This is a genomic window from Citrobacter sp. ABFQG (genome assembly GCF_004322975.1).
GTDB classification, from domain to species: domain Bacteria; phylum Pseudomonadota; class Gammaproteobacteria; order Enterobacterales; family Enterobacteriaceae; genus Citrobacter; species Citrobacter freundii.
In genome coordinates this window covers 3,324,518-3,337,976 of record NZ_CP036435.1, presented here as the reverse complement: position 1 = coordinate 3,337,976, position 13,459 = coordinate 3,324,518, and the positions used below count along the sequence as shown (strand labels likewise).

Genomic DNA, 13,459 nt, shown 5'->3' with positions numbered 1-13,459 from the left:
CGATATCGTATCGGAAATTAAACGGAAACTGCCTCACGTGCAGTTTGCTTATAGCAGCGACATTAAAGGGTTAATGTCGTCAGATCTCCCAGGGAGCCTTGTGCTTTTTGGGCAAGGATTCGGCATCTTCTTTGGTCATGTTTAGCAGCTCAGCCTTCAGAATTTCGAGATTATGGATAGCTGAGTGGTAATCACCTGCAACGAGGATATCCAGCACGGTATCAATGCGTTCGGCCAGACGCTGAGCGTCGATATCAGACATGGTTATCATCCTAATGGCAATAGAGTTTGAATTTCATGATGCAGAATTTCATGGCAAAAGAGAAGGGAAAAATAGTATTAACTATCAACGATAGAAGAATATTATATATTCTGTGATTACATGCAGATAGGATCGTTACGTAATGTCCATTTATGGCTATTTTCAACGTTTGATCCCACTGCATTAGCGTGTTTTTTTATTGAGGTGCCGTCGATACCAACGCTCAAACGCGGCGGCTGGCATTGGTTTGGCAAACAAAAAACCCTGACGCTCGTTGACGCCATTTTTGGTTAAAAACGCATCCTCTTTCGCGCTTTCAACACCTTCGGCGATGACCTGCAGGTTGAGTGCCTGTGCGACCGCAACAATGGCACGTACCAGCGACTGCGAAACAGGTTGTTTGTGTACATCCCTGACAAAGGTTTGATCCAGTTTAATTGCATCAAGTGGGAACCGGGCCAGTTGAGACAGTGACGAATAACCGGTACCAAAATCATCCAAATGGATTTGCGCCCCCATCTGGCTAAACTGCTGAATCACGGACAGTGCCAGTTGCTCATTTTCAATTAAACTGCTTTCCGTTAACTCGACATCGATGGGGCAATATTCAAAGTCGAGCTCATGAAGCACCTGCTTGAGATCGGTAAATAGCGTCTGATCGGCGAGCTGCCGGGCAGAAACGTTTACCGCCACGCGCAGATTGATTCCCTTTGCGCGCCATTTTGCTATCTGACGCACAACGTCCAGAATAACCCAGCGACCCAGAGGAACGATAAGCCCTGATTCTTCGGCGTAGGAGATAAATTCCAGTGGTGGAATGAGGCCACGTTCCGGAGACTGCCAGCGAACCAGCGCCTCCAGGCTGCGCACTTCGCCTCGCCAGGTTATCTTTGGCTGATAATGGATAACCAGTTGATCGTTTTCCAGCGCCTTGCGCAGATTAGTATCCAGCCACAGATATTCAAATACCCGCTGATTCATTTCCGGAGAGAAAACACAAAACTGTCCACGGCCACCTTCTTTTGCGGTGTACATGGCCGTATCGGCGTTACGAATGACGCTCTCGCAGTCCTGACCATGTTGTGGGGCGAGGGAAATACCAATAGAGCATCCGGTATAGATTTCAATCAGGCCGATGCGAAAAGGTTGACGCAGGCGTGTCAGAATACGCGACGCGGTGGCTTCCAGTGAACCCTGGGATGTTTCGGTGGCAAGGACAATAAACTCATCGCCGCCAAACCGTGCCAGTAACTGGTTTTCGCTAAGGCAACTGAGTATTGCCAGCGATACGCTTTGCAATAGCTGATCGCCAAACATATGCCCGTAGGCATCGTTTACCTTTTTGAAGTTATCCAGATCGAGGTACACAATCCCGACCTGCGTATCGCCCGCGTTCTCAATCGCATTGCTGATCAGATTATGAATAGCGTTGCGATTGGGTAATCCAGTGATCGAGTCAGTATTCGCCAACACCCGCAAACGCTCCTGGGCGCGGCGTTCTTCAGTGATATCGGTCCCGGAACAGATCAGAAATATTTCGTTCTTGCCGCTACCGTTATGCACAAATTTATTACGAAATAAAAACAGACGCTGTCCTTTGCAGGTCTTCACCCAGCGTTCAACTTCATATGAGTTACCTTCGCGAAAAAAGACCTCGATATTGCATCGTGACGCGGCAGCTTCACGTCGACTCATAAATAATGTGAATACACTTTGGCCAATGACTTCACGTTCTTTGAGTCCGGTATACTCTTCGCACAGTCGATTAAACCGCTGAATGTTGCCCATGCGATCAAGAATGACAATGACTGAATTGGCTTCAGAAACCACCTGTTCGGCAAAAGAGAGGCCATGAGCCAGGTCACGGGCGACGGAAGGGGTGTCATCCCAGGCGGATGCGCTACCGGCCCATTCACGCTTATTGATTTTTCGGCCGACCAGATGCACGGGAATGTTGTCATCTTCAATCGGTAACGTCATTAATAAACTTGACGTAATTACCGTCATCTCGCGAATGCGTTCGGCTTGTTCCGGGGATAATTCGATGGTCTGATCGGCCTCTGACGTTTCTTCGACAGAGAAATGCAGGATGTTGCAATCCTCTGACAAACGCCAGTAAGGGTTATTAGTGCCAACATAGCTATACAACGTAATCAGCTCCCGGACGTCTTTCATGATGTGTACTATCCCGTTTAAAGCGCATAGAGCCTCAAAAGTATGGGTAGCCATGATTCATTCAGGGTGATTATGGCTGAACGTATTGTTTTTTTTATATATTTATGTGTAATCCAGAATCCGTAAAAAGCAAAGCCAACGGAGCTGAAAAATAGTAAATAAATTTTTTGACTGGATGAAAGAAGTGTAGTGCGCGGTTGAAATTTGGGAGGTAAAAAGAAAACGACCTTTCAAAAATGAGAAAGGTCGCTTGATTTATGCGTGTTACGCGGCTGGACGCGCGATAACGCTGCGGGTTTCCATCCGTACTTCAGCGATAGTTACGTCAATCACATCTGTGACTTTGTAAACCACTTCACCTTTAATTTGCACGGTGCCGCTTTCCTGGCTGCATACCAGTTCATCACGAACGGCGTGCAGGAAGGGAGCAGGAATAAAGGCAACAGCGCCATTATCAACTAAACGCACGCGCATGCCACCGCGGCTGACGTCAATGATCTCGGCCGCAAAGCGGGTGTCGGTACCGGCTTTATCACTCAGGAAACGGGCGTAAAGCCAGTCACCCACGTCACGCTCAGCCATCCGGTTCAGGCGACGACGTTCTGCCATTTGCACGGTGGTATCATCCTGAGGTCGGGCGATGGTTTCGCCTTTGATGACAGCCTTAAGCAGACGGTGGTTGATCATATCGCCATACTTACGGATTGGGGAAGTCCAGGTGGCATATGCCTCCAGACCCAGCCCAAAGTGTGGACCTGGCTCAATACTTATTTCAGCGTAAGACTGGAAGCGGCGAATTCGGCTGTCGAGGAAGCCTGATGGCTGAGCATCCAGTTCGCGGCGCAGTTTGCAGAAACCTTCCAGAGTCAGGACTTCTTCGGCATCGACGTGCATACCGTGGGTTTTCAGCAGCGCGGCCAGAGCGTCGGCGTTGGCCGGGTCGAATCCCATATGGACGTTATAAATACCGAAGCCCAGCTTGTCGCGAAGCACACGGGCGGCGCAAATATTTGCCGCAATCATGGATTCTTCCACGATACGGTTTGCGATGCGACGTGGTTCAGCGACGATGTCCAGTACTTCACCTTTTTCACCGAGAACGAAACGGTAATCCGGGCGATCTTTAAAGACCAGCGCGTGGTTATGGCGCCACTCTCCTCGGCTCAGACAAATACGATGCAGCAGACGGATCTGTTCCGCAATCGCGTCGTTTTCTGGTTGCCACTCGCCTGTACCTTCCAGCCAGTCGGAAACATTGTCATAGGCCAGCTTCGCTTTTGACTCAATTGTCGCAGCGAAAAAGGTGATGTTGTCTTCAATCGCGCCATCGGCGGTAATGCTCATACGACAAGCTAAAACCGGGCGCACTTCGTTCGCGCGCAGAGAGCAGAGATCGTCAGACAATTCACGTGGCAACATCGGGATATTGAACCCCGGTAAATAATTGGTGAACGCGCGAATTTTTGCCGTTTTATCCAGCTTACTGCCTTCTGCAATCCAGGCTGTTGGGTCGGCAATGGCGACGGTTAATTGTAGCGTGCCGTCAGCTTGTTCTTCAGCATACAGCGCATCGTCCATATCTTCGGTGCTGGCGTTGTCGATGGTGACGAAATTAAGGGCGGTTAAATCTTCACGAACCAGGCCTTCGTCCAGCATTTCGGTTGCTACGCCGTCCGGTGCTTCTTTTTCCAGATTATGGCGTGCCAGTGTGACCCACCACGGGACAAAGTGGTCATCAGCAAAAGTGATAAATTGGGTTAACTCGGCGTAGAAGGTGCGATCGCCTTTCAGCGGGTGACGGCGCATTTCTGCAACTGCCCAGTCGCCTTCTTTAAATTCATGTTCAACGCCACGGGTGGCACGACAAGGAATAGCATCTTTCAGTAACGGATGATCCGGCACGATGGACAGACGATCATTTTTGCCCTGAACTTTACCCACGAAGCGCGTCAGGAAGGGTTCGATCAGTTCTTCCGGCTCTGCAGACTCACGATCTTTTTCTGTATGGATAACCGCAACAATGCGGTCGCCATGCATCACTTTTTTCATCTGCGGCGGTGGAATGAAATAGCTTTTTTGTGCATCGACTTCCAGGAAGCCAAAGCCTTTTTCCGTGGCTTTTACCACCCCTTCAGCACGTGGCGTCTGGGAATGTAGTTGCTGTTTAAGCTGCGCTAGCAGCGGGTTGTCCTGAAGCATAATTGTCTATTTTCGTGGCTAAAAGAGCGGCTGACAGTTTTACGCGATTCTGCCAGTGGCAGCAAGCGCTCTTTCAGTAAGTGGATCGGTTAATCAGTGTCGCCCAGCGCGATTTTCAAGCGATTCAACCATCCGCACAATCCACTCCAGGCTAGCAGGTTGATGGCCTGCTCTGAAGAGATTCCCTGATCGAACAAAGACGTTAACAGTGCGGTGCTAAAGCGGTCGGGCGCCCGGGTCAGCCATTGTACCGCCTGTAGGGTGACGCGCTCAACCGGATGTCGTTGTTCCCAACGTTGTAATTCACGTTCATCCAGGCGAAGCAGGGCGATAACGTCGACTAATTCATTTGCTGTATGCGCCTGCTCGTTAAAGCAGGCCACGCTGCCGTTAATTCGTGACGTCACCAGCGCTGCCAGTGAAAATTCCTGTACTGATACAGTGCTGCGCCGGACAGCGGAAATCAGCGTCGTGAGTAAATCTAAAATGACCGGTGAATGTATCAATAATGGCACCAACGCTTGCAGTTCATCGGGATATCCTCTGGCAGAATTCTCAGCATGGGGGGGATATTTTTCGATCGGGAATGGTGCAGCATGCCAGGTTGTCTTTGTAGCGTTAAATAACGAAGCGTGAGCAAATTGCTGAATATCCAGCCCCGGTATTCGGCGTACCGGATGACCAGACCAGGCCTGAAACAGGGCCACGGTTCGGGCCTGAAAACCGATGAAGCCGATGATTTGATTCATCAGAATATTATCGCTGGTGGTCAGTCCGACCGCTTCCAGATGCTGACGGTCGCGTTCGCCTATCACGGCAGGAGAGCTGGCAAGTTGGCGAGCATATTGGGTGATTTGTGCCAGTCGATGGTTACTTTCCCGCGAGGAGTCCGGACCGGGAAGCGGTGTTAAACGCGCGGCATAGTGATTACATAATCGCTGCACACCATACACCTGAGCGACGGTCAGGGCTGTACTCATCCGTTCATAGGCACTGAACGTATGCATCTGATTCAGGTTTACATGAGCCGGGAAGAGCATCTGGGCAAGTTTACGGGCAGGGGTTAACCAGGATTGAAAGGGCGAAAGAGCGTCATCAGGTAATGCCAGATCCAGTAAAAAACTGTCGTCGACATGAGCGGCTTCCGGGACCAGCGGCAGAACATCATGCGGATACGTGCTGGATTGCGTCTCATGATACCAGTGGCTTTTGCCTTCAATTCGGCGTTGTTCCATGGGCGTTCCTTGGTCTAAAAGTGGCGACCCGGACTTGTCGTCATACTACTACGCCGGATCGTTTGCGCTGCAATATCCTGACGTAAGCAAATGAGGGGATGAAAGATTGTTACGTGATAATAAATATCAGAAAGGCATATGTGGTGGCTGAGGGGAGTGTCATGGGCGGTGCAAGACCGCCCATCGAGGTCTTAGGATTATTTAAGTTCCAGCTCGTTCATTGCGGCGATGCTGAAGCCACCGTCAACGTGTACGACTTCACCAGAGATACCGGCAGAGAGATCGGAGCACAGAAATGCTGCGGAGTTACCCACATCTTCAATGGTAACGGTGCGTCGAATCGGTGTAACCGCTTCACAGTGCGCCAGCATTTTACGGAAATCTTTAATGCCAGAAGCGGCGAGTGTACGGATTGGACCTGCGGAAATGGCATTCACACGCACGCCTTCAGGTCCCATCGCATTAGCCATATAACGGACGTTCGCTTCCAGGGAGGCTTTCGCCAGGCCCATGACGTTATAGTTAGGGATTGCACGCTCTGCGCCCAGATAGGACAACGTCAGTAGCGCAGAACCAGGGTTTAGCATGGAACGACATGCTTTTGCCATCGCAACAAAGCTGTAAGCGCTAATGTCATGCGCAATTTTAAATCCTTCGCGGGTAACTGCATTCACATAATCGCCATCCAGTTGGTCAGCAGGTGCGAAGCCGATTGAGTGTACGAAACCGTCGAATTTCGGCCAGGTTTTGCTCAGTTCAGCAAACATGGCGTCAATGCTGGCATCTTCAGCCACATCACACTGCAAAACAATGTTGGAGCCTAATTGCGCTGCAAATTCTTCCACACGACCTTTCAGCTTGTCGTTCTGGTAGGTGAACGCCAGTTCAGCACCTTCGCGATGCATCGCCTGAGCGATTCCCCATGCGATAGACAATTTACTGGCAAGGCCTGTCACCAGAATACGCTTACCTGATAAAAAACCCATGGCTTTAATCCTTTTTGTTAACACTTATCTTTTACCAATCAATGAATTATGATTGACGCGTTAAGCTCACTCGAAATTGGTCTGAAATTATATCCCACGCCTTTTCCCTGAGGAATGGTTATCAACCTCACGTGACCAGTCACTTCATTGCATGTGGGGAGTATATCATTCCCCTCCGGTTATGCTTCGTTCAGGCATTTAACGTCGGTGAATCAGAGAAAATGCAAGGTTTCAAAGGCATTGAAATGGTATTATTTCATTGCTAGCTGATGTTAATAAACATAGCAAGGTAGGAACTTTCTTAAAACAAAAAATATGACAATATTCAGCTTGTTATGATATATTGTTTTTATCGATCAATATCGACACATTGATCGATATTATTGATTGATTGTGATTAGAAGTGCATTATCAGGATGTTATGATCAATTGGAGTGGTCTTATGCACTATCATTTCATCGCGGAAACGATGAGAGACACAACAGATAAATTACTGGGCGTAGAGATCAACGCCCGGTTTACTTCAGATACGGTTCAACCGTTGCATCCAGATTTCATCATTTCAGCGTGGGATAGCGAACAAAAGCGTAATTTCATGCTCGAGCAAATTCGATTAATTGCCGAAAAGCGTGACTGGTTTGAGCGCAACAACCTTATTTGTACCCTGAAACTCATTGACGAAATGGCGCTGTTGGCGATTGGTGATCCAGCCATCAAGTCGGCCTTACAGGCACTACCATTTATTGCGCTGGAACTTTCAGAACGTTTTTTGACGAATACCGTGTGCCTGAATAGTCTGTTGATTAATTCACTTCGCGGCGGCCCAAACGCATTGTGGTTAGGCGATCTTGGCTCCGGCAGCGTAGGGGCCAGCCCGCTGGTTTGCGGTCATTTTGACGTTGTTAAACTGGATCGCGGTTTCTTCCTGGAACAGGTAGAAAAACCGATGTTCCCGGTGCTGATCAAAAATATCAGGGAATATTGCAACCGTGTTGTCGTGAAGGGAGTCGAAACAGCACAACTTGTCGACGAGGCCAGTGCTGCAGGTGTCTGGGCAATGCAGGGTGCCCTTTACCCGTCAGTCACGTTTACCGAAGTTGATACGCTGCTCTTACCTACGTTGTGTCACTGATGGCAGAATGCCCCCCGGTTAAGGGGGCATTCGTTTGTTAGCGATCTTTCCGCCAGGCGTCGGCGGTAAGCGCTTCGCCGAAATGACCTGCAATCAGGCGACGGGTAAGTTCATGCAACGGGGAGGCCAGAACGTCCGCTGTACTGCCGCGCTCAACAACTTCGCCCTGATGCATGACTAATACCTGGTCGCTGATGTGCTTCATCATGCCAATATGCTGAGTCACATAGATATATGAAATCCCCTGTTTTTCCTGTAATTCCAGCATCAGATTGATGAGCTGCGAACGCATCGACATGTCCAGAGAAGCCAGGGCTTCGTCGGCGATAATGACTTTGGGTCGTAAAATGAGCGCACGGGCAAGGCCCAGACGCTGTTTTTGCCCCGGCGCTAACATATGCGGGTAATAGCTTACGTGATCCGGCAGCAGTCCGACCATGCGCATGGTCTCCACGATCTGTTTACGACGCTGCTCAGGCTCGAGGTCGGTATTCAGACGTAGTGGAAAATCGAGGATCTGTGAGATACGTTGCCGAGGATTAAGCGATGTTGACGGATCCTGGAAAATCATACGGATCCGCTGACTACGAAATGAATAATCACCATATTTTAACGGATGATCGTCAATCAGCAGCTCACCGCTGGTAGGTTCAATCATACCCGCCAACATTTTTGCCAGCGTAGATTTCCCTGAACCGTTTTCACCAATGACGGCGAGCGTCTGACGTTCGCGCAGGGTGAAACTCAGGGGCTTGACGGCCTCCACGGTCTGGCGGCGAAATAAACCTGTCCGGTAGCGAAAGGTTTTGCTCAGATTACGAACTTCGAGCAGGGTTTCTACCATGTCACTCTCTCTCCATGTTCAGCGGGAAATGACAGGCGTAGAGATGATTCTTTGCTCCGGTCAGTCTTGGGGTTTCAATACATTCGCGTTGTGCATAAGGGCAGCGCGGCCCCAGACGACAGCCGATGGGTAATTGTTCCAGCAATGGAATTGCTCCTGGCATGGTATTCAGGCGGCTTTTGTGCGGCATTGCGCTACCAAAATCAGGAATAGCGCGAATCAACGCTTGAGTATAAGGATGATGCGGAATGGTCACCAAATCTTTACTTGGCGCGGTTTCCACCGTTTGTCCGCAGTACATCACGTTGATTTTGTCAGCCCACTGGCTGAGCATTTGCAGGTCATGGCTTATCAACAAAATGGTGGTATTGCTGTTTTGATTCAGACGGGTTAGCAGACGGAAAATTTGCGCCTGGGTGGTTGGCTCCATCGCGTTCGTCGGTTCATCGGCAATCAGCAAACGCGGCTGATTCGCCAATGCGATAGCGATCATGACCTTCTGGCATTCGCCGTCGGTTAGCTCATATGGGAAGCTGCGCATGGCATCTTTATGGTCTTTTATCCCGACGCGGTGTAAGAGTTCAATCGCACGGCGTTTGCGCCAGCCAATGCGCTGCCACCAGCGGCCCTTGTAAGTCCAGGCGGGAATATTTTGCATTAGCTGCCGTCCGATCCGCTCGGACGGATCGAGACATGACTGTGGCTCCTGAAAAATCATGGAGACGTTATGACCGACCAGTTTGCGTCGTTCACGCGCGGAAAGGCGTAGCAGATCGATATCATCAAAACGCATACGGTCTGCGGTTACGCGCCAGTTATCTTTAGCGACGCCGCAAATGGCCTTAGCGATCAGACTTTTGCCGGAACCAGACTCGCCGACCAGCCCGCGGATTTCACCCTCGTTGAGGGTCATGCTGACGCGATCAACTGCCTTAACCCAGTCGTCACCGGTTCTGAATTCAATCGTCAGGTTGCGGATATCCAGTAATGGCATTATTCCACCCCCGCAATAATTGCGCGGCGCACGCCGTCACCCAGTAGGTTAACCAGCAGCACGCTTATCATAATTGCTGCGCCTGGCAGCATGACCGTCCACGGTGCGACATAAATCAGCTCCAGCGCGTCGCCGAGCATGGCCCCCCATTCCGGGGATGGCAGCTGTGCGCCAAGGTCGAGAAAACCCAGCGCGGCGATATCCAGAATCGCCATCGACAGTGCGCGGGTGATTTCAGTAATCAGACCGGCGGTAATATTGGGCAGAACGGCAAACCACAGAATATTCAGTGTGGTTGCACCATCCAGGCGAGCGGCAATGACGTATTCTTTCTCCAGCTCGTCATGCACCATGCTGTAAACGGAGCGCACCATGCGCGGCAGCAACGCCAGCCAGACCGCAAACATGGCGTGTGTCAGATGCGGTCCGGCAAAGGCCACCACAATAATCGCCAGCAGCAGAGAAGGGATCGACAGCAGGGTGTCCAGAATGTGGTTCAGCACTGCGGAGCGCAAGCCGTGCGTCGCACCGGCAACTACGCCCAATACAAGGCCACACAGTGTGGCGGCAAGAGTGACGACAAACGCGCCTCCAACGGTCGGGGCCGCGCCGCTGAGCAGACGACTTAAACCGTCTCGTCCCAGATCGTCAGTTCCGAGGAAGAAAGAGACTTCGCCATAGCGTGACCATGACGGCGGTAAAAGCTGATAGCCGAGAAATTGCTGATCGATGCCGTAAGGGGCAAACCAACCACCAAAAATACACAAAACAGCCAATCCCGCGCAGCCGTACAGGCCGATCATCGCAGTTGCATCACCATAGAAATTGCGCCATGCGGTGCGCAACGTACCTGGCGGGCGTTTTTCGCTATAGACGCTATCGTAAGGCATACCATTCCTTATGTTTCAGAGGGTTAGCCATAGCACCCAAAATATCAGAGATAACGTTGACGATGATAACCAGTGAGCCAATAACCATAACGCCCGCTGAAATCGCCGCGTAATCCTGCTGGCGAATCGCGTTAATCAACCAACGGCCAAGACCAGGCCAGCTAAAGACCATCTCGGTGATCATCGCCAGCGTCAGCATGGTGGAAAACTGTAAGCCCAGACGCGGGATCACCGGCGGGAGGGCGTTGTGCAGAACGTGACGGCGCAGAATCGTTAAGCGTGACAAACCGCGTGTGGCCGCCGCTTTGACGTAGTTCTGATCAAAGACCTCAATGGTGCTGATACGCATCAGGCGGATGACTTCGGTGGTGGGCGCAACGGAGAGCGTTAGCACCGGGAGCACCATATGACGGATAGCGCTGACCAGCATTTCATCGCGCCAGGGTGAGTCGGAGATCCACGCATCAATAATGGCAAAACCGGTAACGGGTTTCACCTCGTAGAGAAGATCAAAACGCCCGGAAACGGGTAACCAGCCGAGGGTCAGTGAGAAGAGCAATGTCAGCAGCAGAGCCAGCCAAAAAACGGGGATAGAAAACCCCATCAGAGCCAATGCGCTGATGCAACGATCCTGCCATTTGTTGCGCGTGATGCCTGCCAGCATACCAACGGGGATCCCGACCATTAGTGCAAAACCAAAGGCAAGAATGCACAGTTCCATTGTGGCCGGGAACACCTCTTTCAGCTGTTCTGAGATCAACTGACCGTTGATACTGGATACGCCGAAATCCCAGTGAATGAGACCATTGAACCAGAATACCCAGGCGTTCCACAACGATGCGCCCTGTAACGGCGCATGAGGTGTGAAGTAGCTCAGGCTGAATCCAATAAAGGTCAGAAAGAACAGGGTGACCAGCAGCAACAAAAATCGACGCAGGGTGAAGATAATCATGGTTTTTTCACCTCATCTTTCTTTTCCCGGGACACCCCGGCAAAAGAGGAATTGCCGAACGGACTGAGTACCAGCCCTTTGATGTCGTAGCGGTAAGCCTGTAGACGCAGTGAAGAGGCCAGCGGCAGGATCGGTAACTCTTGCGCCAGAATATTTTGCGCTTCGTCATAGGCATCTATTCGCGATGAAAGCTGCTGCGAAGAGAGGGCTTTGCGCAGAATGCTGTCAAACTGCGGATTACACCAGTGGGCAAAGTTGGTCTGTGAATTGATGGCGGCACAGCTGAGCAACGGCCGGAAAAAACTGTCAGGATCGTTACTGTCCGTCGCCCAGCCGGATAACGTCAGATCATGGTTCATATCCATTAATCTTGCCTCCTGAAAACGGCCTTCTACCGGGATGATCTTCACTTTCACACCCACCTGAGCCATATCTGCCTGAATCAGCTCTGCGGTTTTCAGCGGACTGGGGTTCCAGGCCTGAGAGCTGGTAGGGACCCAAAGTTGTAACGTCAGATTCTCCAGCCCCAGCGCTTTTAGCTGCTCGCGCGATTTTGCCGGGTTGTACTCTGTAATTTTAGCTTCGTTATCATAAGCCCACGAGGCGCGAGGCAAAATAGATGCCGCGGTTTCTGCCGTCCCGTAGTAGATAGACTGCATTAACCGTTGGTTGTTGATCGCTAGCGCCAGCGCATGCCGCACGGCAGGGTTATTCAACGGCGGTTTATTGGTGTTGAACGCCAGGTAGGCAATGTTCATCCCCGGGCGCAGCGTCAGACGCAGGCGAGGGTCATCACGCAATATGCTGAGCTGGCTGGCGGCAGGCCAGGCTAAAACGTCACATTCGCCGGTCAGTAACTTTGATAACCGTCCGGTTCCGCCAGAACCGAGGTCCACTACCACCTGCGGCATCAGAGGAGTGCCACGCCAGAATTTTTCATGCCGCTGCAACCGAATATATTGGCCGGCACGATTCTCCGAAAGTTGGTACGGTCCTGTGCCGACAGGTTGTCTGTCGAGCAGTTCCTGACGATCCTGTTTTGCCAGGTTAGCCGCATATTCCGCCGACATTACGGAGGCATAGTGTGTGGCAAGATGCCACATGAAGGAGGCATCAGGTTGAGTTAAGCGGAATTCAACGGTGTTGTTGTCCAGTTTGCGCACACTTTGGACGTTATCGGCGAACTGCAGGCTGTCGAAGTAGGGGAAATTGCTGCCGTTCACATTGTGCCATGGATGGTGGCGATCAAAAATGCGCTCGAAGGTAAACACCACATCGTCTGCATTCAGTTTGCGGGTGGGAGTGAACCAGGCGGTCTTTTGAAACTGTACGTCACGACGCAGATGGAAGCGGTAGGTTGCGCCGTTATCCAGCACCTCCCAGCTTTCAGCCAGCTCAGGCACCAGTCGATAGGTGTAGGGATCTACATCAAGCAGTCGGTCATACAATTGGGCCGCTAACGTGTCGACGATGAGACCACTGCTCGTTTTTTGCGGGTTGAACGTATTGACCTGCCCGCTGACGCAATAGACAAACCCACTGTCACTGATATCAGCGTGCGAAGCTTGCTCAGGCGCAGCAGCAGCCTGACCACTCAGAAATCCAGCCATCACGATCAGAGATGATAAAACCAGGCGCATAATTTTAATGGATTATATAAAGAGGCTATCTTACTAATACTTAATGACATTTGCCATTACCGTTTGTTTTTGGGAGCAACAGGTTCGATAAGCGCGAGTTCAACACCGCGTCATGGTCAAAATTCATACCTGCTATCCACTTTGAATCTA

11 protein-coding genes are annotated in these 13,459 nt (G+C 51.0%); 1 reads left to right on the top strand and 10 read right to left on the bottom strand.

Features of this window, described 5'->3' with window-relative positions; all coding sequences use genetic code 11:
• Nucleotides 1–79: 79 nt before the first annotated feature.
• The 5 genes from WN16_RS16380 to fabI all read right to left on the bottom strand — a co-directional run bounded on the left by WN16_RS16380 (nt 80) and on the right by fabI (nt 6,857).
• Nucleotides 80–262 (bottom strand): hypothetical protein, encoded by a 183-nt coding sequence (locus WN16_RS16380; RefSeq protein ID WP_003020577.1) that lies wholly within the window; start codon nt 260–262, stop codon nt 80–82.
• A gap of 183 nt (nt 263–445) precedes the next feature.
• Nucleotides 446–2,437, bottom strand: coding sequence for a cyclic di-GMP phosphodiesterase (gene pdeR, locus WN16_RS16370; protein WP_103790850.1), 1,992 nt, complete (start codon nt 2,435–2,437; stop codon nt 446–448).
• A 264-nt stretch (nt 2,438–2,701) separates the two neighbouring features.
• Entirely contained in the window at nt 2,702–4,636 is a 1,935-nt protein-coding gene (locus WN16_RS16365; protein ID WP_044700145.1) for an exoribonuclease II, read from the bottom strand.
• 89 nt (nt 4,637–4,725) lie between these two features.
• Nucleotides 4,726–5,871, bottom strand: a complete 1,146-nt coding sequence (locus WN16_RS16360; protein WP_044700143.1) for a carboxymuconolactone decarboxylase family protein — start codon at nt 5,869–5,871, stop codon at nt 4,726–4,728.
• A 197-nt stretch (nt 5,872–6,068) separates the two neighbouring features.
• Complete coding sequence (gene fabI / locus WN16_RS16355; protein ID WP_003020565.1) at nt 6,069–6,857, bottom strand: enoyl-ACP reductase FabI; 789 nt, start codon at nt 6,855–6,857, stop codon at nt 6,069–6,071.
• Between the two features lie 442 nt (nt 6,858–7,299).
• On the opposite strand from fabI, the gene WN16_RS16350 reads away from it, so the two are divergent.
• Nucleotides 7,300–7,989, top strand: coding sequence for an EAL domain-containing protein (locus WN16_RS16350; protein WP_044700140.1), 690 nt, complete (start codon nt 7,300–7,302; stop codon nt 7,987–7,989).
• A 37-nt stretch (nt 7,990–8,026) separates the two neighbouring features.
• Here WN16_RS16350 and sapF read toward each other — a convergent pair whose 3' ends face one another.
• From sapF to sapA, 5 genes are read right to left on the bottom strand one after another with little or no spacing between them, the layout of a single operon-like run.
• Entirely contained in the window at nt 8,027–8,833 is an 807-nt protein-coding gene (gene sapF / locus WN16_RS16345) for a peptide ABC transporter ATP-binding protein SapF (protein ID WP_003020558.1), read from the bottom strand.
• Between the two features lies 1 nt (nt 8,834).
• Entirely contained in the window at nt 8,835–9,827 is a 993-nt protein-coding gene (gene sapD / locus WN16_RS16340) for a peptide ABC transporter ATP-binding protein SapD (RefSeq protein ID WP_003020556.1), read from the bottom strand.
• The gene (gene sapC / locus WN16_RS16335) at nt 9,827–10,717 is read right to left on the bottom strand and encodes a peptide ABC transporter permease SapC (RefSeq protein ID WP_044700138.1); all 891 of its coding nucleotides are present in this window, start codon (nt 10,715–10,717) and stop codon (nt 9,827–9,829) included. The genes sapD and sapC overlap by 1 nt, the downstream gene beginning before the upstream one ends.
• Nucleotides 10,704–11,669, bottom strand: coding sequence for a peptide ABC transporter permease SapB (sapB, locus tag WN16_RS16330; protein WP_003020545.1), 966 nt, complete (start codon nt 11,667–11,669; stop codon nt 10,704–10,706). The genes sapC and sapB overlap by 14 nt, the downstream gene beginning before the upstream one ends.
• Nucleotides 11,666–13,309: an ABC transporter substrate-binding protein SapA gene (gene sapA / locus WN16_RS16325; protein ID WP_103790849.1), complete on the bottom strand. Its 1,644-nt coding sequence runs from the start codon at nt 13,307–13,309 to the stop codon at nt 11,666–11,668. The genes sapB and sapA overlap by 4 nt, the downstream gene beginning before the upstream one ends.
• Between the last annotated feature and the right edge of the window lie 150 nt (nt 13,310–13,459).